General features: G+C 69.9%; 19 protein-coding genes. 10 read left to right on the top strand and 9 right to left on the bottom strand.

Annotation, left to right across the window (positions count from 1 at the left end):
• Positions 1-12: 12 nt before the first annotated feature.
• Positions 13-2,049: a potassium-transporting ATPase subunit KdpB gene (gene kdpB, locus BM041_RS01360; protein ID WP_092954407.1), complete on the top strand. Its 2,037-nt coding sequence runs from the start codon at positions 13-15 to the stop codon at positions 2,047-2,049.
• A 2-nt stretch (positions 2,050-2,051) separates the two neighbouring features.
• Positions 2,052-2,639 (top strand): potassium-transporting ATPase subunit KdpC, encoded by a 588-nt coding sequence (gene kdpC, locus BM041_RS01365; protein WP_092954410.1) that lies wholly within the window; start codon positions 2,052-2,054, stop codon positions 2,637-2,639.
• Between the two features lie 149 nt (positions 2,640-2,788).
• On the opposite strand, the gene BM041_RS29715 is transcribed toward kdpC, so the two are convergent.
• Positions 2,789-3,490 (bottom strand): response regulator transcription factor, encoded by a 702-nt coding sequence (locus tag BM041_RS29715; RefSeq protein WP_175533658.1) that lies wholly within the window; start codon positions 3,488-3,490, stop codon positions 2,789-2,791.
• 78 nt (positions 3,491-3,568) lie between these two features.
• Between BM041_RS29715 and BM041_RS01375 the strand changes: the two genes are divergently transcribed.
• A complete protein-coding gene (locus BM041_RS01375) occupies positions 3,569-4,939 on the top strand; it encodes a sensor histidine kinase (RefSeq protein ID WP_175533659.1) in 1,371 nt (456 codons plus the stop codon).
• A 21-nt stretch (positions 4,940-4,960) separates the two neighbouring features.
• On the opposite strand, the gene BM041_RS01380 is transcribed toward BM041_RS01375, so the two are convergent.
• From BM041_RS01380 to BM041_RS01395, 4 genes are all read right to left on the bottom strand, one after another.
• Complete coding sequence (locus BM041_RS01380) at positions 4,961-6,532, bottom strand: ABC transporter substrate-binding protein (RefSeq protein WP_092954416.1); 1,572 nt, start codon at positions 6,530-6,532, stop codon at positions 4,961-4,963.
• 19 nt (positions 6,533-6,551) lie between these two features.
• Positions 6,552-7,721 (bottom strand): ROK family transcriptional regulator, encoded by a 1,170-nt coding sequence (locus tag BM041_RS01385; RefSeq protein WP_175533660.1) that lies wholly within the window; start codon positions 7,719-7,721, stop codon positions 6,552-6,554.
• Positions 7,722-7,831: 110 nt separating this feature from the next.
• On the bottom strand, positions 7,832-8,446 hold the full coding sequence (locus BM041_RS01390) for a hypothetical protein (RefSeq protein WP_092954422.1): 615 nt from the start codon (positions 8,444-8,446) through the stop codon (positions 7,832-7,834).
• Positions 8,447-8,448: 2 nt separating this feature from the next.
• Positions 8,449-9,450 (bottom strand): TRAP transporter substrate-binding protein, encoded by a 1,002-nt coding sequence (locus BM041_RS01395; protein ID WP_092957316.1) that lies wholly within the window; start codon positions 9,448-9,450, stop codon positions 8,449-8,451.
• 142 nt (positions 9,451-9,592) lie between these two features.
• Here BM041_RS01395 and BM041_RS01400 point away from each other — a divergent pair, with 142 nt between their 5' ends.
• Complete coding sequence (locus tag BM041_RS01400; RefSeq protein ID WP_217648578.1) at positions 9,593-11,560, top strand: TRAP transporter large permease subunit; 1,968 nt, start codon at positions 9,593-9,595, stop codon at positions 11,558-11,560.
• Positions 11,561-11,566: 6 nt separating this feature from the next.
• Here BM041_RS01400 and BM041_RS01405 read toward each other — a convergent pair whose 3' ends face one another.
• Positions 11,567-11,956, bottom strand: a complete 390-nt coding sequence (locus BM041_RS01405) for a RidA family protein (RefSeq protein WP_092954429.1) — start codon at positions 11,954-11,956, stop codon at positions 11,567-11,569.
• A gap of 38 nt (positions 11,957-11,994) precedes the next feature.
• On the opposite strand from BM041_RS01405, the gene BM041_RS01410 reads away from it, so the two are divergent.
• Positions 11,995-13,503, top strand: a complete 1,509-nt coding sequence (locus BM041_RS01410; protein ID WP_092954432.1) for an ABC transporter substrate-binding protein — start codon at positions 11,995-11,997, stop codon at positions 13,501-13,503.
• Here BM041_RS01410 and BM041_RS01415 read toward each other — a convergent pair.
• Genes BM041_RS01415 through BM041_RS01425 form a run of 3 tightly spaced genes read right to left on the bottom strand, consistent with a single transcriptional unit; the run spans position 13,500 to position 15,948 of the window.
• Entirely contained in the window at positions 13,500-14,456 is a 957-nt protein-coding gene (locus tag BM041_RS01415) for a Bug family tripartite tricarboxylate transporter substrate binding protein (RefSeq protein ID WP_092954435.1), read from the bottom strand. The genes BM041_RS01410 and BM041_RS01415 overlap by 4 nt on opposite strands.
• On the bottom strand, positions 14,453-15,082 hold the full coding sequence (locus BM041_RS01420) for a fumarate hydratase C-terminal domain-containing protein (RefSeq protein WP_092954438.1): 630 nt from the start codon (positions 15,080-15,082) through the stop codon (positions 14,453-14,455). Before BM041_RS01420 ends, BM041_RS01415 begins: the two co-directional genes overlap by 4 nt.
• Entirely contained in the window at positions 15,079-15,948 is an 870-nt protein-coding gene (locus BM041_RS01425; RefSeq protein ID WP_092954441.1) for a fumarate hydratase, read from the bottom strand. Before BM041_RS01425 ends, BM041_RS01420 begins: the two co-directional genes overlap by 4 nt.
• A 74-nt stretch (positions 15,949-16,022) precedes the next feature.
• On the opposite strand from BM041_RS01425, the gene BM041_RS01430 reads away from it, so the two are divergent.
• The 5 genes from BM041_RS01430 to BM041_RS01450 all read left to right on the top strand — a co-directional run bounded on the left by BM041_RS01430 (position 16,023) and on the right by BM041_RS01450 (position 20,311).
• Positions 16,023-16,961: a 2-hydroxyacid dehydrogenase gene (locus BM041_RS01430; RefSeq protein ID WP_092954444.1), complete on the top strand. Its 939-nt coding sequence runs from the start codon at positions 16,023-16,025 to the stop codon at positions 16,959-16,961.
• Positions 16,962-17,050: 89 nt separating this feature from the next.
• The gene (locus tag BM041_RS01435; RefSeq protein WP_245761875.1) at positions 17,051-17,680 is read left to right on the top strand and encodes a glutathione S-transferase family protein; all 630 of its coding nucleotides are present in this window, start codon (positions 17,051-17,053) and stop codon (positions 17,678-17,680) included.
• A gap of 5 nt (positions 17,681-17,685) precedes the next feature.
• Complete coding sequence (locus tag BM041_RS01440; RefSeq protein ID WP_092954450.1) at positions 17,686-18,891, top strand: CaiB/BaiF CoA transferase family protein; 1,206 nt, start codon at positions 17,686-17,688, stop codon at positions 18,889-18,891.
• Between the two features lie 2 nt (positions 18,892-18,893).
• Positions 18,894-19,484, top strand: a complete 591-nt coding sequence (locus tag BM041_RS01445; RefSeq protein WP_092954453.1) for a carboxymuconolactone decarboxylase family protein — start codon at positions 18,894-18,896, stop codon at positions 19,482-19,484.
• Positions 19,481-20,311 carry an amidohydrolase family protein gene (locus tag BM041_RS01450; protein WP_092954456.1) on the top strand — a complete coding sequence of 277 codons (831 nt, stop codon included), beginning with the start codon at positions 19,481-19,483 and terminating at the stop codon, positions 20,309-20,311. Before BM041_RS01445 ends, BM041_RS01450 begins: the two co-directional genes overlap by 4 nt.
• Positions 20,312-20,327: the final 16 nt, after the last annotated feature.

The raw sequence follows: 20,327 nt of genomic DNA on the forward strand, positions 1-20,327 counted from the left end.
GGCCCCATCGACATGGCAACCACGATCCGTCGCGCGGCGATGCTGGACCGCGCCCTGCTGCTCCGCGCCACCATCGACGCGCTGGGCAAGCTCGATCCGCGCCGCCTGGTGCGCAACCCCGTGATCTTCGTCACGGAGATCATGGCGATCCTCGTCACGCTGCTCGCTTCACGCGCGGCGCTGCTGGGCGATCCCTTCGGCTTCCAGGCCGGCATCGCGCTCTGGCTCTGGCTCACCGTCCTCTTCGCCACCTTCGCGGAAGCGATGGCGGAGGGACGTGGCCGCGCCCAGGCCGAGAGCCTCCGCCGCGCGCGGACGGAGACGCAGGCGAAGCTGCTGCTCCGCCCCGATGACCGCACGCTCTGGCAGCCCCGCGCCGCGGCGGAACTCCGGGTCGGGGAATTCGTGCTGGTGGAGGCCGGCGACCTCATCCCCTCCGATGGCGAGGTGGTGGAAGGCATCGCCAGCGTGAACGAGGCCGCCGTCACCGGCGAAAGCGCGCCGGTGATCCGCGAGAGCGGCGGCGACCGCAGCGCGGTCACGGGCGGCACGCTCGTCGTCTCCGACTGGGTCGTGGTTCGCATCACCGCCGCCCCCGGCTCCACCTTTCTCGACCGCATGATTTCCCTCGTGGAAGGCGCCGCCCGGCAGAAGACGCCGAACGAGATCGCGCTCGACATCCTGCTGGCGGGCATGACGATCATCTTCCTGATCGCCGTCGCCAGCCTGGTCGGGATCGCAAGCTGGAACGGGCAGCCGCCCTCGGTCGCGGTGCTGGCGGCGCTGCTCGTCACGCTGATCCCGACGACGATCGGCGGGCTGCTCTCCGCCATCGGCATTGCGGGCATGGACCGGCTGGTGCGCTTCAACGTGCTGGCGACGAGCGGCCGCGCGGTGGAGGCCGCGGGCGACGTGGATGTGCTGCTGCTGGACAAGACCGGCACGATCACGTTGGGCAACCGCCAGGCCGCGGGCTTCATCCCCGTGCCCGGCGCGACGGCGGCGGAGGTCGCGGAGGCCGCGGTGCTGTCGAGCCTGGCCGACGAGACGCCTGAGGGCCGGTCCATCCTGGCCTTCGCGCGTGAACGCTTCGGCATCGAGGCACCGTCGCTGCCCGAAGGCGCGCGCGTGATCCCCTTCACCGCGCAGACCCGCATCTCGGGCCTCGACCTGCCGCAGGGCCGCTACCGCAAGGGCGCGGTGGATGCGCTGGTCCGCAGCCTGGGCGGGGAGGCACCGCCCGCGCTGCGCCAGGCGGTGGAACGGATCGCGCGCGCCGGCGGCACGCCCCTGGCGGTGGCGCGGGACGGCCGGCTGCTGGGCGCCATCGAACTGAAGGACATCGTCAAGACCGGCATGCGCGCCCGGTTCGATGCGCTGCGGCGCATGGGCATCCGCACCGTCATGGTGACCGGCGACAACCGCCTGACCGCGGCCGCCATCGCAGCGGAGGCCGGCGTCGACGACTTCATCGCGGAGGCCACGCCCGAGGACAAGCTCGGCTACATCCGCCGTGCCCAGGCGGAGGGCCGCCTTGTCGCCATGGCCGGCGACGGCACCAACGATGCCCCGGCCCTGGCGCAGGCCGATGTCGGCCTCGCCATGCAGACCGGCACCCAGGCGGCGCGGGAGGCCGGCAACATGGTGGACCTGGACAGCGACCCGACCAAGCTGATCGAGGTGGTGGAGATCGGCAAGCAGTTGCTCATCACGCGCGGCGCGCTGACCACCTTCTCCATCGCCAATGACGTGGCGAAGTACTTCGCCATCCTGCCGGCGATCTTCGTCGCCTCCTACCCGGAACTCGGCGTGCTGAACGTCATGCACCTCGCCTCGCCGGAAAGCGCGATCCTCTCCGCCGTGATCTTCAATGCGCTGATCATCGTGGCGCTGGTGCCGCTGGCGCTGCGCGGCGTGGCCTATGCGCCGGTGGGGGCCGCCGCGCTGCTGCGCCGCAACCTGCTGATCTACGGGCTGGGTGGCATCGTCGCCCCCTTCGCCGGGATCAAGCTGATCGACCTCCTCCTCGTCACACTGGGGTTTGCCTGACCATGAACGCCATCCTCCGCCCGGCCCTCTCCATCGTCGGGCTGTTCACCCTGCTGCTGGGCCTTGCCGCGCCCATCGCCTTCACCGGCGCGGCCGGCCTGGTCTTCCCGGTCCAGGCCGGCGGCAGCCTGATCGGGCGCGATGGCCGGGTGGTCGGCTCCGCCCTGCTCGGGCAGGACTTCACCGCCGCGCGCTATTTCCACCCCCGGCCTTCCGCGACGACCGAGGCCGATCCGGAGCAGGAGGGCGCCACCAGGCCCGCGCCCTACAACGCCGCCGCTTCCGCGGCCTCCCAGCTTGGCCCGACCTCGGCGGCGCTGAAGGACGCCGTGGCGCAGCGCGTGGCCGCGCTGGGTGGCGGGCCGGTGCCTGCCGATGCCGTCACCGCCTCGGGCTCGGGCCTCGACCCGCATATCAGCCCGGAGAATGCGGCGCAGCAGATCCGCCGCGTGGCGGAAGCCCGCGGCCTGCCGGAAGCGCGGGTGGCGGCGCTGGTCCAGCAGCACACGCAGGGCAGGGAGTTCGGCATCCTGGGCGAACCCCGCGTCAATGTGCTTGCGCTCAACCTCGCCCTCGATGGCGCCCGGTGAGTAAGCGGGATCGACCCGGGCGCGGCCCTCGGGTCACCCCGGACGCCCGCCTCTGCCCCGCCGGCGGTCGAAGCCTGTGACCGTCCCGCAGCGCCCTGCTTCCATCACGATGATCAGGGCGCCGACCTGCCGCCGACCAGCCTCCCCGCTCACGCGCCTGGCTGGCACGGCTCCGCAGCCTCCGCCGTGGCCTCGAGCCGGTAGCCGAGGCCGCGCACCGTCTGGACCACCACCCCCGCATCGACGGATGCCAGCCGCGCGCGCAACCGGTGCACATAGACCTCGACCGCATTCGGCTGCACCGCCTTGTCGAGACCCGCGAGCCGCGCCTCCAGCGCTTCCTTCGACACGGCGCGCGGCGCGGCGCGCAGCAAATCCTCCAGCAGCGTGCGTTCCCGCCGCGGTGGATCGAAATTCTGCCCGCGCACCGTCATGTTGCGCGACAGCCGGTCGAGCGCCAGCGCACCGAGCGCCAGGACCGTTGGCGTCCGCCCGCCCCGGCGCAGCGCGACGTTGAGACGGGAGACGAGCTCCTGCAGCGAGATGGGCTTAACCATGTAGTCATCGGCGCCGAGGTCCAGCCCCTCGCAGATCTCGGCCACCTCGCCGCGCGCCGTCAGCACGAGTGCAGCAGGCGCATGGGCGCGGTGGCGCAGCCGCTTCACCAGATCCAGCCCATCCCCATCCGGCAGGCCACGATCCACCACGGCCACGTCGAAGACGACGCTGTCCAGCGAGGCTTCCGCCTCTGCGAGGGTGCCGACCGTCTCCACCTCCCACCCCGCACGGCGCAGGCCCTCCTGGAACAGGGCGGCCAGGCGCGCATGGTCCTCGACGAGCAGGACGCGCATGGTCATGCTCCGCGCCGCGATCCGGCAGGAGCAGTCCCGGCGCTGGCGCGGCGTCGGTCGCGGGGAGGAACGATGACCATGGCACGCTCATACAGCCTCATCGCGCGTCTCGCCCTCTGGCATGCGGCAATCGGTATCGTCTCGCTCGGCATGGGTGGCGTCCTGCTGTACCATACCGTCAGCGAGGTGGTCTGGAACGAGCACCGCCGGTCCATCATGGCCTCGGCCAGCGACATCACCGAACGGCTGCAGCGGGATGGTGTCAAGGGCCTCTCCCAGCCCTTCCCCCTGGAGACCACGCGGCGCTTCAATTCGAATTCCGGTTCGCTGATGTATGTGGTGCTGGACCCCGCGGGTCGCCAGCTCGGCGGCTCCCCGGGTTCGGAGAGAGCGCTGCCGCGCTTCGAGAGTGAGAGCGAGCCGGCGCCGGTCTTCCGCACCGGCCGCGACGGGTCGCATGTCTGGGGGGGCAGCGAGGTGATCCGCACACCCGACGGCCCGCTCACCATCCAGGTCGCGCAGGACATGGACCGCAGCTATGTCGTGCTGGACGATGTGCCGGCGGCGGCCCTGCGCCCGGTGATGACGGTCCTCGGCGCCGGGGCGCTGCTGCTCTTCCTCGCCAATGTCGGCCTCCTCCTGCTGATGCTGCGCCCGCTGCGCGTCGCGGCGCGGGAGGCGGAGCGGATCGGCCATGGCGGGCCGCCGCGCCTGAGCCGCAATGGCCTGCCGGTGGAGGTGGCGCCGCTGATCGATGCGGTGAACGGCGCGCTGGACCGCCTGGATGACGCGCTGGAATGGCAGCGCGGCTTTTCCGCGGAGGTCGCGCACGAACTCCGCACCCCGCTCGCGGTCCTGCATGCGGAACTCGACCTGCTCGGTCATGACGACGTGGTGGCGCGGCTGAAGCGCGACGTGCAGGGACTCGGGCAACTGGTCGCGGAATTGCTGGAAGCCGCCATCACCGCGCGCGAACCGCCGATGCGCGATGAGATCATCGACGTCGTCGCCCTGGCGGAGGAAGCGAGCCGCCGCATCGCCGCGGTGGCCGGCGCGGAGGGACATGACATCCGCATGCTCGGTGCCGGCGGACCGGTGACGATCCGCGGTCATGCGGAGGCGATCGGCCGAGCGCTCCGTAACCTCATGGAGAACGCCATCGCCCATTCGCCGGCGGGCGCGCCGGTGGAACTGCGCATCCTGCCGCCGCGCCGCGGCGTCGTGACCATCGAGGTCGCGGACCAGGGCAGCGGGGTGAGGGAAGGGGACATGGCGACGATCTTCCGGCGCCACTGGCGGTCCGGCGACACGCATCGCCGTGGCCTCGGCCTTGGCCTCTGGATCACCGAACGGGTCGTGCTGGCGCATGGCGGCACCATCGCCGTCCGCAACGAAAGCGCGGGTGGCGCGGTGTTCAGCATCCGCCTGCCGGTTGCCCGGCAGGCGTAGTGCTGTCCGGGCGCGATCCCGTCAGCGCCGGCTGACGTTCCAGTAGACCGGCGCGGGCGGGTTCAGCAGGCCGGTCAGGTTCGCCCGATGGGCGCGCAGCTGGTACTGCACGCCGATCGGGATGTAGGGCACCGTTTCCAGCGCGCGGGCCTGGATCTGGGCCGAGATCTCCCGCTTCCGCGCCTCATCCGGCGTGTCGGCGAAGGCGGCGCGGAGCCGCTCGATCTCCTCGTCGCAGGGCCAGCCGAACCACGCGCGATCGCAATTGGACCGCAGGCCGAGGTGGCTGACGGGCTCCATCATGTCGAGCCCGCCGGGGCCGGAGATGAAGACGCTCCAGCCGCCGCGCGCCACGGGTTCGCGGGACTGGCGGCGGGCGACCACCGTCGCCCAGTCCATCGCCTGCACATCGGTGCGCAGCCCGATGCTGCGGAACAGCTGGTCGGCGACAAGGGTGAAGGCGTTGATGTTGGTGTTCTCCGCGGCATTCAGGAACACCACGGGGGTGCCGTCATACCCGCTTTCGCGCACCAGCTGCCGCGCGCGGTCCAGGTTCACCGCCGGCCAGCCCATCGTGGAATGGAACGGGGAGGAGCAGACATAGAAGCTGTTGCAGACCCGCCCCTGGGAGGGATCGGTCGTGACGGCATTCAGGAAATCCTGGCCGTTCACCGCATGCAGCAACGCCTGGCGAAGGCGGGGATTGTTGAAGGGCGGCTGCGTTGTGTTGAGGCGGATCTGCTGCGCGACGCCCAGCTCATCCTGGTTCGCCACCGTGATGTTGCGGTCGCGCCGCAGCACGGACAGCAGGTCGGCGGGGATGTCCTCCGCGATGTCGATCTCGCCCTTGCGCAGCGCGTCGATCGCCGTCGACTGGTCGGGCATGATCAGCCATTCGACGCGGTCGAAGCGCGCCGTGCGGCCACCGGAAAGCCCGGCGGCGGGCTCGCTCCGCGGGCGGTAGCCGGCGTGGCGGGCGAAGACCAGGCGGTCGCCCGCGCGCCATTCGTTGGCAACGAAGCGATAGGGGCCACTGCCCAGCACTTCCGGCACCGGGCGGTTCGCCGGCGTCTGCGCCAGGCGTTCCGGCATGATGAAGGGCACCGGCGCGCCGGGCTTGCCCAGCGCCTCCAGCACCATGCCCCAGGGCGTGTTGAGCGTCAGGGTGAAGGCGTTCGCGCCCTCCGCCTCGAACACCGCGCCACGCGCGATCAGCTGCTGGCCGAGCCCGTCATTCTGCGCCCAGCGGCGGAGCGAGGCGACGACATCGGCGGCGGTGACGGGTGAGCCGTCCTGGAACACCAGGCCTTCCCGCAGCCGGAAGCGCCAGACCCGGCCGCCCTCCAGCACCTCATGGCTCTCCGCCATCTGCGGGCGGATGCGCAGCTGGTCATCCACGGCGAAGAGCGTGTCATAGACCATGTAGCCCATGTTGCGGGCCATGCTGTCGGAACCCAGATGCGGGTCCGTGATGCGGACATCGCCGGAAGGCTTCACGCGCAGCGTGGATTGCGCCGCGACAGGGCCGGCCAGGGGGCCAGCGAGTGCCGTGGCGGCCAGCAGGGCCAGCGCCAGGGTGACGGGCTTCTTCATCGTTCTTCCTCCTCCAGGATCAGCCGGCCAGGCGGGCCGGGGCGTTGTCGTCGGGCCGCGCAAGCCCGCCCTGGCGCACCAGGGCATGCACGGCATAGGCAAGGGCGGCGGCGGGTTCCTGGCCAATGGCGGGCGCGATGAAGCGGATGGCGCGCGCGCCGCCGCCGAACAGGCTCCGGCCCATCCCCTCCGCCACCGCATCGCGCATCGCCGGCGGCAGCGCGGCGGGCCAGCCGCAGAGCACCACCTGCGTGGCGGGCATCAGGTTCAGCGCATTGCCGATGACGAGGCCCACGCGGAACAGCGCCTGGCGGATCGCCGCTTCCCGCCGCGCCGTCATCCGCACCAGGGAAGGCCATTCGGCACCGGCGGCGACCAGGGCCGCTTCCTCCACCCCGCAGAGCAGCGCCAGCGCCACGGTGGAGGCGCTGGCCTCCAGGCAGCCGCGATGGCCGCAGCGGCAGGCATCGCCGGTGGGGTCGAGTACCACGTGCCCGATCTCGATCGGCTGGATCGGGTCCGCCGCCGTCACCGCCTCCACCCAGGCGCCGCCGACGCCATGGCCGAGATAGACGAACAGATGCCGGGCCTCGACCGGCTGCGCGCCGCGCCCATGCAGGTGCACGGCGGCCAGCGCGGCCACCGTGTTGGCGATGGCGATGGGCACGCCGGGAAAGGCTTTCGTCAGTACGGCTTCCAGGCGTCCGGGATCGACCGGCAGGATCGGGTTGGGCGCGGCGCCATGGCCGGGAATGGACACCGCGATCTGCCGGGGCGGGGCACCCGCGCGGGCACACCAGCCCTGGAGTTCCGCGATGGCATCGGCGATGGCGGTGTCGACCGCCGCCGGGCTGCTGCCCGCGGGCAGGGCGAGGCGCGCACTGCCATCGACCTCACCCCCCAGGGTCGCCAGCCCCACGCCCAGCCGGTCATTGGCGAATTCCAGCCCGGCCACGCGCTGATCCTTGCGCAGCGTAACCATGGCGCTGGGCCCGCCGGGATAGGGCGCGGGCCGGCGCACCTCCTCCACCAGCTTCTCCTCCCGCAGCTCGGCCAGGATGCGGGAGATACTGGCCTCGGTGAGCCGGCATTCCGCGGCCAGGCGCGGCCGGAACAGGCCATCGCTGGCAAGCAGCCGGCCGAGGATGGCGGCGCGCGTCTGGCGGCGGGAACGCGGTGGCTCGGACATCATCCTTCCCTCGCCCGGGCCATGGCCGGGGCTGATTCGTACTTAGAGTAAGGATCAACCCAAAAGAAAGGCGGCGTCAACGCCGCCCTTCCGCTCAGCCCCCTTTACGATCAGCCTTGGGCGTCCACCCCTTCCCGGTCCACCCGATAGGCATCCGCGGGGTCCGCATTCGCCGCCAGCCAGGCCGGCCCGCCCTTGGCGATCCAGCAGCCCGCCGCGATGCGCGACGCCGCGACGATGATGGAGAGATCGACCGGCCGCATCGTGTGCCGCGCCTGCGCGGCCATGATGAGCTGCCCGTGGAACGCGCCCTCCCACATGATGGGCGCGAAGATGGTGGAGCCCATGCGCGACGTCTTCAGGTATTGCCGGAAGGTCCCGTGCTCATCTGTGTTCTCCAGCAGCAGCTTGGACCGGTTGGCATAGACCCAGCCGGGATGACCGCCATCGATCGGCACCATCAGCCGCCGCTGTTCCGGCGGAAAACCCAGGCTTCCCACCAGCATGTGGTAGCGCCGGTCCGGCAACACGAAGAAGGCACCGGCGACGAAATACTGCCGCTCCCCCTCCTTCAGCGCGCCGGGCTTCAGATGTGCCTCCCGGTCCCCCAGCAGGTCGAAGCAGCCGCGCGCCAGGGCCTGCATGGCCTCCTCCGGCCCTGGCGCATCCAGCGCCTCCGCCCCCGCTTTCTCCAGCATCGAGAGGCCGGCCTGCAGCAGGTCCATGCTCACAGCGCCTGGATGCGGCGGACCAGCGCGCGCCCGTCATTCCCCGCGCGTTCGCAGCGCTGGTACCAGTTGTCGAACACCGCCTCCACATTCGCGGGCGCGAACATCTTCGCGATTTCCTCCGGCGGCGCCACGTAGTGGTTCATGCCGGAGCTGACCAGGCGCTGAATCGCCGCCGCGCTGAAGGGCGCGTGGTTGGCGAAGTGCTCATCCTCGATCTTGCGGAACTCCGCCTGCACGACGGGCTTCAGCGCATCCGGCAGGCGTTGCCACACTTGCGCGTTCACCACGAGCGACCAGGGCACGATGGTCCCGATGCGCCACGTCGAGAAATCCTTCGTGACGTTGTGGAAGCCGAAGCCGCCGGCGGTCCCGACGCTGGTCATCACCAGATCCACGATGCCGCGCTGCAGCGCGGGTACGATCTCCCCGAAGGGCACCGGCGTCGGCGCCGCGCCGATCTTCTGCATCAGCGCGCCGGCTTCGGTGTTGTGGACGCGCACCTTCTTGCCGGCGAAATCCGCCACGGTGCGGAGCGGCGCGCGGGAGATGATGCACTGGTCCTCGAACACACCGGTCGCGAGCTGGACGGAGCGGTAGCGGTCCCGCCAGACCTTCGCCATCTCCTCCCGCAGCAGCGGGTCGAGCATCGTCTGGTAGCGCGCGACATCGGTGATGAGGCCGGGGAGGTGCCCGAAATTGATGTAGGGCGCTTCGGCCGACAGCCATGGGGAGACGGCGAAGCTGCCATCGAGCCGCCCATCCCGCACCGCCGCGGGCTGCTCCGGCCCCGCCACCAGCGTGTCGTAGAGCTCGATCGTCAGCCGCCCGCCAGTGGCCTGCGCGATGCGCGCGGCGGAAGGGCGCAGCGTCTCCACATAGGAGCTGCCGGTGGCGTTCACGAAGCCGATATTCCAGCGGATGGGGGCCTGGGCCAGCGCCGGGGCGGCAAGCCCTGCACCCAGCGAGGACACCATCAAGCCGCGTCGCGTGACCATCATCGCCCCCTTGTCTTTGTCCGGACAAATCTTCACGCTGCCGCTTCATTGCTGTCAAGCGCGGGGAATGATGCGGGATCACGGTGGCACCCAAGCGGAATCGGCAACGCTCGGCGCGCGCGGGGCGCGGTTTCTCTGCCAGGCGATGATGGTCGTTGCCGTGGCGGGCGTGGTCGCGATGGCGCTGTCCACCACCTATGACGTCGGCGTGCGCTACGTCTTCAACGCACCAACGGTCTGGGCGACGGAGCTCAGCACCTATTTCCTCATCGCCACCATCTTCCTCGGCGCCGGTGCCACGCATCTCGCCGGCGCCAATGTGCGCGTTGAGTTCCTGCCCAACCTGCTGCGCGATGCGGCGCGGCGGGATGTGGAGATCGCCTGCGCCTGGGTCGGGCTGCTGATCGCGCTGCTGGCCGCGTGGCAATCGGCCCTGATGGTGGCGTCGGATTATGTGAACGAGGCGCGGGTCTTCTCCCTGCTGCTGACGCCGACCTGGATGCCGAAGCTGCCCATCGCCATCGGCCTCGGCGGCCTGGTGCTGGCGCTGCTGGTGGAGATCGAGACGCTGTCGGCGCATCTCCCGCGCTGGCGGCGCGCGCTGCCCTATGGGCTGGTGCTGGCGCTCGCCATCCTGCTTCTGGCCTTCGGGCGCGACGTGCCGATGAGCGGCATCGGCCGCTTCGACCTCGGCAGCGTCATTGCGCTGCTGGCCGTGATGGCAGGTGGCTTCGTCGCGGGACTGCGGCCGGGGCTGATGACGGCAGGCGGGTTGCTGGGCAGCATCGCGCTGTTCGCCATGGCCAAGGATTGGGGCACGGGCACGCTGGCGCTGCTGCTCTTTGCCGGCATCGCGGCCTTCCTGGCGACGGGGCTGCGCATCGCCTTCGCCCTCGCGCTGGTCGGGCTGCTGGCGATCTACTTCCTGCTGCCTATGCCCTTCCCGATGACCATCGCGGAACGCGCCTGGTCCGGCGTCAACAGCTTCTCCCTCACCGCCGTGCCGCTCTATGTGCTGATGGGCGCGCTGCTGGTGCGCAGCCGGCTCTCGGACGAATTGTTCGTCGTCATGGCGCGCGTCCTGGCCCCGCTGCCGGGCGGCCTCGCCCATGCGGCGACGGCGGGCTGCGGCATCTTCGCCGCCGTCTCCGGATCCTCCGTCGCCACCGCCGCGACAGTCGGTTCCGTGGCATGTCCTGAGATGACGCGAAGGCGCTACAGCCCCGCGCTCGCCTATGGCAGCGTCGCGGCGGGCGGCACGCTCGGCATCCTCATCCCACCCAGCGTGCCGATGATCATCTACGCCACCACCGTCGGCGTTTCGGTCGTGGAGCTGTTCCTGGCCGGCATCCTGCCCGGCATCCTGATGATGCTGCTGTTCATGGGCGTGATCCTGGCCTGGGTCTGGCTCCGGCCGCAGGACGCGCCGGCGATCCGGCGCGGCGAAGGCCCGGCCCTGACGCGCGACAGCCTGGTGGATAGCGGCCTGGTGCTGCTGCTGATCCTGATGGTGATCGGGTCGCTCTATGGCGGGCTCGCCACCGCATCGGAGACAGGCGCCATCGGCGCTGCCGCCGCCTTCGTCTTCGCGGCGCTGCGCGGCCGCCTTTCCCGCCCGATGCTCCGGGCCTGCCTGGAGGAGACGGTGGTCGTCACCTCCTTCATCTTCATCATCGTCGTCGGCGCCAACATCCTGTCCTACGGCTTCGACTTCTTGAAGGTCTCGCAGCAGGTGATGACGCTGGCGACCGGGGCCGGGCTGGATCGCTGGACGGTCTTCCTGGCCATCATCCTGGTCTATGTGATCCTCGGCATGTTCCTCGACAGCATCTCCATGCTGGTGCTGACGCTGCCGGTGGTCTTTCCCGTCACCCAGGCGCTGGGCTTCGATCCCATCTGGATGGGCGTGATCCTGGTCATCATGGCGGAGGTCGGGCTGATCACGCCGCCGGTCGGCATGAACCTGTTCGTCCTGCAGGGCATCGGCAAGGATGTGGCGCTGCGCACCATCGCCATCGGCGCGCTGCCCTTCCTGGGGGCGATGATGGTGACGGTGCTGCTGCTCTGCCTGCTGCCCTCCATCGCGCTGGTGCTGCCGGCGATGATGAAGTGAACACCATCACTCATCGATGACGGCGATCGCCTCCATCTCGATCATGAAGTCGGGATGGGTCAACCGCTGCACCTGCACGCCCGTGCTGGCCGGGGGATGGCCGGCGAAGAACTCCTCCCGCACCGCCCAGGCTTCCGGCGCGCGGGACATGTCGGTCATGAAGGCGGTCAGCTTCACGATGTGGCGCAGATCACCCCCGGCTGCGCGAAGCACCGATTGCAGATTGGCGATCACCTGCCGCGTCTGTGCCGCCATGTCGCCCTTGCCGATGACAGTCCCCGCCGCATCGCGTGACAATTGTCCGGAGACGAAGACCATGCCGTTCACCTTCACGGCCTGGCTGAAGAAGTTCGGCGTCGGCGCGCATTCCGCCGACTTCACAACCTCACGCGGCATCCACTAGGCTCCTTCAAGGGGAAACGAGGCATCATCGCATGAAATCCGCAGGCCGCATCATCGCCGCCGCGCTGCTGGCCGCAACACCGGCGCTGGCACAGCCCGCCGGCACGCTGCGCATCGGCCTGGCTTCGGACATCGACACGCTCGATCCCGTGCTGTCCAACACCATCGCGGGCCGCAGCGTGCTGACGGCGCTGTGCGACAAGCTGCTCGACGTCGATGAGAACCTGAACTTCATCCCGCGCCTCGCGGAACGCTGGGCCTGGAGCGAGGATCGCCGCGCGCTGACCCTGACCTTGCGTGCCGGCGCCACCTTCCATGACGGCACGAAGGTGGATGCGGAGGCCGTGCGCTTCAGCCTGGCCCGCGCCGCCACCCTGCCTTCATCGCGCCGCCGCAGCGAGATCGCAGAGATCAGCGCCATCGAGGTGACGGATGCGCGCACGGTCGTGCTGCGCCTCTCCGCCCCCTCCGCGCCGCTGCTGGCGCAGCTCGCGGATCGCGCGGGGATGGTGATGTCGCCGACCGCGGTGCAGGCCGCCGGCAATGATTTCGCCCGCGCGCCCATCTGCTCCGGCCCCTTCGCCTTCGCGGCCCAGGTGCCGCAGGAACGCATCGATCTTCGGCGCTTCCCCGGCCATTGGAACGCGGCCGAGGTGAAGGTGGAGAATGTCAGCTTCCGCCCCATTCCCGACAGCACCGTGCGCATCCTGAACCTGCGATCCGGCACGCTGGATCTGGTGGAACGCGTCGCGGCCAATGATGTCGCGCCGCTCCGCCGCGACACCCGGCTGCGCTATGCAGAGGCAAGGGGCTTCGGCTTCACCTCCATCATCGCCAATGTCGGCAACGGTCCGCGCGCCCAGAACCCCTTCGGCCAGGATGCAAGGCTGCGCCAGGCCTTTGACCTGGCGCTGGATCGTGACGCGTTGAACCAGGTGGTGTTCGAGGGCGCGAACACCCCCGGCAACCAGCCCATCCCACCTGGCAGCCCCTTCTACGCGCCTTCCTTCCCCATGGCGCCGCGCGATGTCGCGGCCGCGCGCCGCCTGCTGGCGGAAGCCGGCCAGCCCGGCCCGCAGGTCACGATGCTGGTCCCCAACACCCCCGAATTTCGCCAGATGGCGGAGGTGATGCAGGCCATGGTGCGCGACGCCGGCTTCGACCTTCGCATCGAGGTGCGCGAACTCGCGACGGCCGCGGGGATGATGAATCGCGGCGAGTTCCAGGCCTTCCTTATCGGCTGGTCCGGCCGCGTCGACCCCGATGGCAACATCTTCGCCTTCAACCACTGCCGCGGTGCCAACAACGACAGCAAGTTCTGCGACCCGCGCGTGGATTCCGCGCTGGAAGCCGCCCGCGCCAGTGTCGATCCGGCAGAGCGCGCGCGCCACTACGCGACGGCGCTGGGCATCGCGCTGCCCGACCGGCATCGCATCTACCTGGTGCATGAGGGCTGGCGCTTCGCCCATGCCACGCGCCTATCCGGTTTTCGCGCCCTTCCCGACGGAATCATGCGGCTTGAGGGTATTTCCCTCAATTAATCCAGCTTGATGCCCGTCCGCGCGCCGACCTCCGCCCACTCCCGCGTCTCCGTCGCCAGCAATTCCGAAAACTCCGCGGCGGAGGAGCCGACGACTTCCAACCCGGCCTCCAGCGCGCGGCGCCGGAAATCGGGAACGGAAGAAACTTCCCGGATCGCGTCGCCCAGCACGGCGCGGATGGAATCCGGCGTCGCGACCGGCACCAGCACGCCGAACCAGGCGCTGGTGACGAAGCCCGGCACGCCGCTTTCCACCAGCGTCGGCACCTCAGGCGCCAGCGCGGTGCGCGTGGGCGCACTGACGGCGATGAGCCGGGCGCTATCCCCACGGGATTGCGCCAGCGCCACCGGCAGGCTTTCGAACATCAGTTGCACCAGCCCCGCCGCGAGGTCCGGATAGACGGCGCCGCTGCCGCGATAGGGCACATGCACCATGTCCACCCCCGCGATCAGCTTCAGGCGCTCCGCCAGCAGATGCGTGGCCGACCCCGTGCCGCCGGAGGCGATGTTCAGCACCCCCGGCCGCGCCCGCGCCATGGCCAGCACCTGCGGCAGATCCACCATGCCAAGCCGAGGCGAGGCCAGCAGCCCATGCCAGGCCCGCATCACGAGGCTGACCGGCGCGAAATCGCGCGCGGGGTCATAGGGCAGCCGCCCCCGCAGCGCCGCCGCGATGGACAGCACGCCCGACGACCCCCATAGCAAGGTCAACCCATCCGGCGCCGCCTTCGCCACGCTGTCCGCGCCGATGGCTCCACCCGCGCCCGTCCGGTTCTCCACCACCACGGATTGCCCGAGCCTCTGCCCCAGCGGTTCCGCCAGAAGCCGCGCCGCGAGGTCCACGCTGCCGCCCGGTGCGAAGGGCACCACCAGCCGCAGCGGCCGCGACGGCGTCCAGGGCTGCGCCAGCGCCGGCGTCGCCAGCGTCGCCAGCAGCAGCGCGCGCCGCTTCATGCGCCGGCCCGATCGCGTGCGAGTTGATCCAGGATCGCCGGCATCCGCGCCGTCGCATCCGCGGCAATGCTCTCGAACAGGCTGTTGCCATGCGCATCGATGCCGACGGTGACGGGCCCCAGCCCCTCCACCGCCACGCGGACCAGGCGGTAATGCGCGACCAGGTCGTTCCAGGCGACCTGCTTCACCGCCTTGATCGCGGCCGAATGCAATGGCGCGCCGCCGCCGAGGAAGGAGAAGTAGACGCAGCCCACTTCCTGCATCGCCGCCCGGCACGCCGCATCCAGCCCGCCCTTGCCGCCGACCGAGGTCAGCCCGTAGTGGCGGATCAGCCTGGGCATCAGCGGGTTGAAGCGCGTGCTGGTGGTGGGGTTCATGTAGAGGATCTCCAGCCCGCCATCAGCCGCGTCCTGGCTGTAGGAGCCGAGATGCAGCAGCGACCCGTTCTGCAATTCGATCGGCGGGGCCTCCCCCTTCTCCATGCAGGCAAGGATGCGGTGATGCGTCGGCAGCCCCGCCGTGATCACGATCTCCCCGTCCAGCAGCACCATGTCGCCGGCCCTGAGGCTGCGCGCATCCTCCCGCGAGAGCGGCATCCTCACGCGGCGATACTCGGAAAAATTCATTCCATGCGCTCCACGGAGCCATCCGCATGCAGCCTGGCGCGGGTGCGGCGGTTGATCCAGCAATTGAAGCAGATTGCGACGGGCGTGTAGCCATGGCCGCTGGCGTAATCGACATGCACGGCCAGTGCCGTCGTGTCGCCCCCCGTGCCCATTGGCCCGAAGCCGGTGGCGTTGACCGCGCGCAGCAGCCGCTCCTCCATCGCCGCCAGCACGGGTTCGGGATTGGTGCTGCCGATGGGGCGGTAGGTCGCCTTGCTCGCGATCTTCGCGGCCACGTCGAAGCTGCCGCCGATGCCGACCCCGATGATCACCGGCGGGCAATGCTGCGACCCCGCCTGCATCACCACCTTCATCACATAGGCTTCGATATCGGCAAGGCTCGGAAAGCTGAAGGTCTCCGCCGCCGCCCAACGCCCGGAGCCCAGCGCCTTCGGCTGGCAGGCAAACTCGATGTAGTCGGCGCCGCTGATCATGTCCCAGCTCACCAGGGGCATGTCCTTGCCCTTGTAGCCGCGTTCATTCGTCAGCGGGTTGGTCACATGCTTCAGCAGCGGCGGCTTGATGGTCTCCACCAGCTCATCGAAGCCATCGACGATCGCGGCCTTGATGTCGCCTTCCCACTTCGCATTGGTGCCGATGCCGACCTGGAAGACGGGCACGCCCGAATCGGAGCACACGAAACGATCCGTCTGCTCGGCGCGCAGCGCGCTGCCCAGCATGATCTCCAGCACCCTTTGCGCACCCGGATGGGTTTCCGTCTGCCGTGCGCGGCGCAGCCCTTCCTTCGTATCCTCCGGGATGCGGCGCAGCGACCAGTCATAGAGCTGCGCCGTCAGGGTCTTCACGCCCTGGTAGGTGATCGCCATGGCGGCTGGCCTATCCTTTCCCTGAAAAGGCCACTACCCTGACCTTTAAGGCAGTATAGACCGAGGAAACGCCCATGCCGCAACCCGCCGGGGAGACAATCCTCGCCATCGTGCCCGCGGCCGCGGACCTGAAGGCGGCGATCGAGGCACAGGGCCACCGGGTCATCGACCTTTCCATCCAGCCCGAGGGTCCCGTGCCGGGTTTCCGCGTGCTGCTGGGCACCGCCATGGCCGGCGCCTCCGCCGAGACCTTCGCCCGCTTCCCCGACGCCAGGCTACTCGCCAGCATGGGGACGGGCCTCGACCGCATCGACCTCGATGCTGCCCGCGCCCGCGGCATCGCCGTGCTCAACACGCCGGATGTGCTGACGGAGGATACGGCCGACTTCGCCATCGCCCTGCTCTATGGCATCGCGCGGCGGGTGGTGGAGGCCGATGCCTTCGTCCGTTCCGGCGCCTGGGCCAAGGGGCGCCTCTCCCCCTCCACACGCCTGATCGGCAAGACCTGCGGCATCTTCGGCCTTGGGAAGATCGGCCAGGCCGTGGCGCGGCGGGCACAGGGCATCGGGATGAGCGTCATCTGGTCCGGCCCCCGCCCTAAGCCCGGGGTCGCCTGGCCCTATGTCGCGGACCTCGCCACCATGGTGGAGCAATGCGACGTGCTGGTGCTGACCTGCCCGGGCGGGGCGGAAACCGACCGCATCATCGATGCCGCCATGCTCCAGCGCCTCGGCCCCAAGGGGTTCCTCATCAACATCGCCCGCGGCACCGTCGTCGATGAACCCGCACTGGTGGCGGCGTTGAAGGCCGGCACGATCCGGGGCGCGGCGACCGACGTCTTCCGGTCCGAACCCGTGCCCGACCCCGCCATGCTGGAAGCCCCCAACCTGGTCGTGGCGCCGCACTACGCCACCGTCACCCATGAGACCCGCGCCGACATGATCGCCATGCTCGCCGATGGCATTTCCGCCTTTGCCGCCGGCCGACCCCACCACGACGCCACCAAAGGCTGAGGCTGGACGAAAGCGGCGCTTTCCCTCATAAGGTCATAATCCTGACCTTTTGAGGGGTCGGACCTGCGCCTGCCTGGAGGAAACCAACCGTGACGACCACCCCGCCGCCGATGACGCTGCATTGGTCGCCGCGTTCGCCCTTCGTCCGGAAGGTCATGGTCTTCGCGCATGAGGCCGGGCTGGTGGATCGCATCCGTACGGTGCGGACCCCGGTCGCGATGACCAAGCCGAACCACGACCTTCTGCCGCTTAACCCCATCGGCAAGATTCCCACGCTCGAACTGCCCGATGGCAGCGTCCTCTACGACAGCGGCGTGATCTGCGAATACCTGGACACGCTGCACCCCGGCCCGCGGATGATCCCGGCGGAGGGCGCCGCGCGCTGGGTCGAACTCCGCCGCCACGCCATGGCGACGTTGTTCCTGGACACGCTCATCCTCTGGCGGAACGAGCGGGACAAGGAACACCCCCTGCCCGCGCTGCTCGATGCCTTTGCGCTGAAGACGACCCACGCGCTGCGCGCCATCGAGGCCGAGATCGAGGACATCGCCGCCCGCCCGATCGGGCTCGCGCAAGTCACCCTCGGCGTCGTCGGTGCCTATCTCGATTTCCGCTTCGCCGATATCGACTGGCGCGCCGCCTGCCCGCGCTTCGCGGCCTGGCACGCCGAATTCGCGAAGCGGCCCTCGATGATGGCGACCGTGGTGGCGGAGGGCTGATCGCCATGGCCGGACCCCTTTCCCACCTCCGCGTCCTCGACCTCGGCCGCATCATGGCGGCACCCTGGGCGACCCAGATCCTGGCCGATCTCGGCGCCGACGTGATCAAGATCGAGCGTCCGGGCGCAGGCGACGACACGCGCGCCTGGGGGCCGCCCTTCCTCAAGGACCGTGACGGAAACCCGACGAAGGAGGCCGGCTACTACCTCTCCGTCAATCGCGGCAAGCGATCCGTCACCATCGATATCACGCGGCCCGAAGGCCAGGCTGTGGTACGCCGGATCGCGGAGACGGCCGACATTGTCGTCGAGAATTTCAAGGCCGGCGCGCTGACGCGCTACGGGCTCGATGCCGACAGCCTGCGCAAGCTGAAGCCCAGCCTGATCTGCTGTTCCGTCACCGGCTTCGGCCAGGATGGGCCGCGGCGCGACCAGGCCGCCTATGACTTCATGATCCAGGCCATGGGCGGGCTGATGTCCGTGACCGGGGAGAAGGATGGCCCGCCGCAGAAGGTCGGTGTCCCCATCGTCGATCTCATGACCGGCATGTATGCCGCGACCGCCATCCTCGCCGCGGTCGCGCATCGCGACCAGACGGGGAAGGGGGAGACGATCGACCTCGCCATGCTCGACGTGCAGACGGCCTTCCTCGCCAACCAGGCGATGAATTTTCTTGTGGGTGGCAAGGTCCCGCATCGCGCGGGCAACCGGCATCCCAACATCCAGCCGCAGGACGTCTTCCCCTGCGCCGATGGCTACATCGTGCTGGCCGTCGGCAATGACGGGCAGTTCGCGAAGCTCTGCGAGGCGATCGGGCGGGCGGATTGGGCGCAGGATCCGCGCTTCGTGAAGAACGCCGATCGCGTCAGGAACGAACTCGTCCTGACGCCCATGCTGACCAAACGCTTCGCCGACTTCACCCGACTGGAACTGACGACGATGCTCGACGCCGCCGGCGTCCCCTGCGGCCCCATCAACACCGTCCCCGACGTGTTCCAGGATCCGCAGGTCAAACATCGGAACATGCTGCGCATGGTGCCGCACCCGCATGGGGAGGTCCCGCAGGTGGTCAGCCCAATCCGCCTCAAGGACAATCCGCTGAGTTTCGATCGCCCGCCGCCGCTGCTCGGCCAGCATACGGCGGAGGTGCTGCGCGAACTCGGCATCGGTGACGACGAACAGGCGGCGCTCGCTGCCGCGAAGGTGACCTGACCATGCCGCGCATTCCCCTGCCTTCATCGCGGGACGAGCTGGACGAGGCGCAGCGCAAGGTCTGGGACGGCGTCGTCTCCGGCCCGCGCGGCCAGGTCATCGGCCCGCTGCGGGCTGCCATCCACAATGCCGACCTGGCCGAGCGCTGGTCGGCGCTGGGCGAAGCGCTGCGCTTCTCCACCAGCCTCGACAAGCGCCTGTCGGAACTCGCGATCTGCGTGACGGGGCGGCGCTGGAGCAGCCAGGTGGAGTGGTTCGTCCATGCCGCGACGGCCGCCAAGGTCGGCGTCTCCGCCGATGTGCTGGACGCGATCCGCGAAGGCCGAGCGCCCGGCTTCGACAAGCGCGATGAGGCGGTGGTCTATGAATTCGCCCGCACGCTCCAGGCCGATGGCCGCGTGCCCGACGCGATCTATGATGAGGCCCGCGCGCTGTTCGGCGTGAAGGGCGTGGTCGAGCTGACGGCGCTGGTCGGCTACTACACCATGGTCTCCATGACGCTGAACGCGCATGGCGTGCCGCTGCCGGATGGTGAGGCCGAGCCCCTGGTCGCGCCGCCCACGGGCCTCTTCACCCTGGCGCCGCTGCCGTGACCGCGACCGTTCCCGCGCCTGTCCTTTCCGCGCCCCGCCATGCCGTGCCGGCGGGCGCCTGGGACACGCACACCCATGTCTTCGATGCCCGCTTCCCCGCCGGCCCCGCGCCCTATGCGCTGCCGGAGGCGATGCTGGACATCCACGCCGCCATGCGCGCCACGCTCGGCACCGCCCACGCCGTGCTGGTGCAGCCCGCCCCCTATGGCCGCGACCCCGCCTGCCTGCTGGATGCGCTGAAGCGCGACCCCGCGCTGCGCGGCGTGATGATCGCGGATGAGAGCGTCACCGACGCCACGCTTGCCGACTGGCACGCGGCCGGCATCCGCGCGCTGCGCTTCGTGGAGATGCGCGCCCCCGGCGGCACCGGCCGCTATCCCGGCGCCATCGGCGTGGATGCGCTCAAGCTGCTCGCGCCGCGGCTGCGCGCGCTGGGCTGGCAGGCGCATCTCTGGGCCAGCGCCACGCAACTCGCGGAATTGCTGCCGGATCTCAGGCCGCTCGGCGTGCCGCTGGTGATCGATCATTGCGGCATGCCCGCTGGTGTCGATGATCATGGCTTCGTTCAGCTCCTGCGCCTGCTGCGCGACGGCGCCGCCTGGGTGAAGATCACGACCTGCCGCCTGTCCTGCGATCCCCGCCCAATCCAGGATGCGCTGGTGGCGGCCAACCCGGATCGCCTGCTCTGGGGCTCCGACTGGCCCTATGTGCGCATGTCCCCGCCGCCCGACGCGGGGGCGATGATGGATGCCTTCCTCGGCGCGCTGGGCGACGATGGGCTCGCCCGCAAAATCCTGGTGGACAATCCCGCCAGGCTCTTCGACTGACCCAATGAAACAACGA

Source organism: Falsiroseomonas stagni DSM 19981, assembly GCF_900114315.1.
Lineage (GTDB): Bacteria > Pseudomonadota > Alphaproteobacteria > Acetobacterales > Acetobacteraceae > Falsiroseomonas > Falsiroseomonas stagni.

Excerpts from the sequence above, each read along its gene's own strand:
- kdpB (WP_092954407.1), top strand. The coding sequence starts at position 13 with ATGGCAACCACGATCCGTCGCGCGGCGATGCTGGACCGCGCCCTGCTG.
- kdpC (WP_092954410.1), top strand. The coding sequence starts at position 2,052 with ATGAACGCCATCCTCCGCCCGGCCCTCTCCATCGTCGGGCTGTTCACC.
- BM041_RS29715 (WP_175533658.1), bottom strand. The coding sequence starts at position 3,490 with ATGCGCGTCCTGCTCGTCGAGGACCATGCGCGCCTGGCCGCCCTGTTC.
- BM041_RS01375 (WP_175533659.1), top strand. The coding sequence starts at position 3,569 with ATGGCACGCTCATACAGCCTCATCGCGCGTCTCGCCCTCTGGCATGCG.
- BM041_RS01380 (WP_092954416.1), bottom strand. The coding sequence starts at position 6,532 with ATGAAGAAGCCCGTCACCCTGGCGCTGGCCCTGCTGGCCGCCACGGCA.
- BM041_RS01385 (WP_175533660.1), bottom strand. The coding sequence starts at position 7,721 with ATGTCCGAGCCACCGCGTTCCCGCCGCCAGACGCGCGCCGCCATCCTC.
- BM041_RS01390 (WP_092954422.1), bottom strand. The coding sequence starts at position 8,446 with ATGGACCTGCTGCAGGCCGGCCTCTCGATGCTGGAGAAAGCGGGGGCG.
- BM041_RS01395 (WP_092957316.1), bottom strand. The coding sequence starts at position 9,450 with ATGATGGTCACGCGACGCGGCTTGATGGTGTCCTCGCTGGGTGCAGGG.
- BM041_RS01400 (WP_217648578.1), top strand. The coding sequence starts at position 9,593 with ATGATGGTCGTTGCCGTGGCGGGCGTGGTCGCGATGGCGCTGTCCACC.
- BM041_RS01405 (WP_092954429.1), bottom strand. The coding sequence starts at position 11,956 with ATGCCGCGTGAGGTTGTGAAGTCGGCGGAATGCGCGCCGACGCCGAAC.
- BM041_RS01410 (WP_092954432.1), top strand. The coding sequence starts at position 11,995 with ATGAAATCCGCAGGCCGCATCATCGCCGCCGCGCTGCTGGCCGCAACA.
- BM041_RS01415 (WP_092954435.1), bottom strand. The coding sequence starts at position 14,456 with ATGAAGCGGCGCGCGCTGCTGCTGGCGACGCTGGCGACGCCGGCGCTG.
- BM041_RS01420 (WP_092954438.1), bottom strand. The coding sequence starts at position 15,082 with ATGAATTTTTCCGAGTATCGCCGCGTGAGGATGCCGCTCTCGCGGGAG.
- BM041_RS01425 (WP_092954441.1), bottom strand. The coding sequence starts at position 15,948 with ATGGCGATCACCTACCAGGGCGTGAAGACCCTGACGGCGCAGCTCTAT.
- BM041_RS01430 (WP_092954444.1), top strand. The coding sequence starts at position 16,023 with ATGCCGCAACCCGCCGGGGAGACAATCCTCGCCATCGTGCCCGCGGCC.
- BM041_RS01440 (WP_092954450.1), top strand. The coding sequence starts at position 17,686 with ATGGCCGGACCCCTTTCCCACCTCCGCGTCCTCGACCTCGGCCGCATC.
- BM041_RS01445 (WP_092954453.1), top strand. The coding sequence starts at position 18,894 with ATGCCGCGCATTCCCCTGCCTTCATCGCGGGACGAGCTGGACGAGGCG.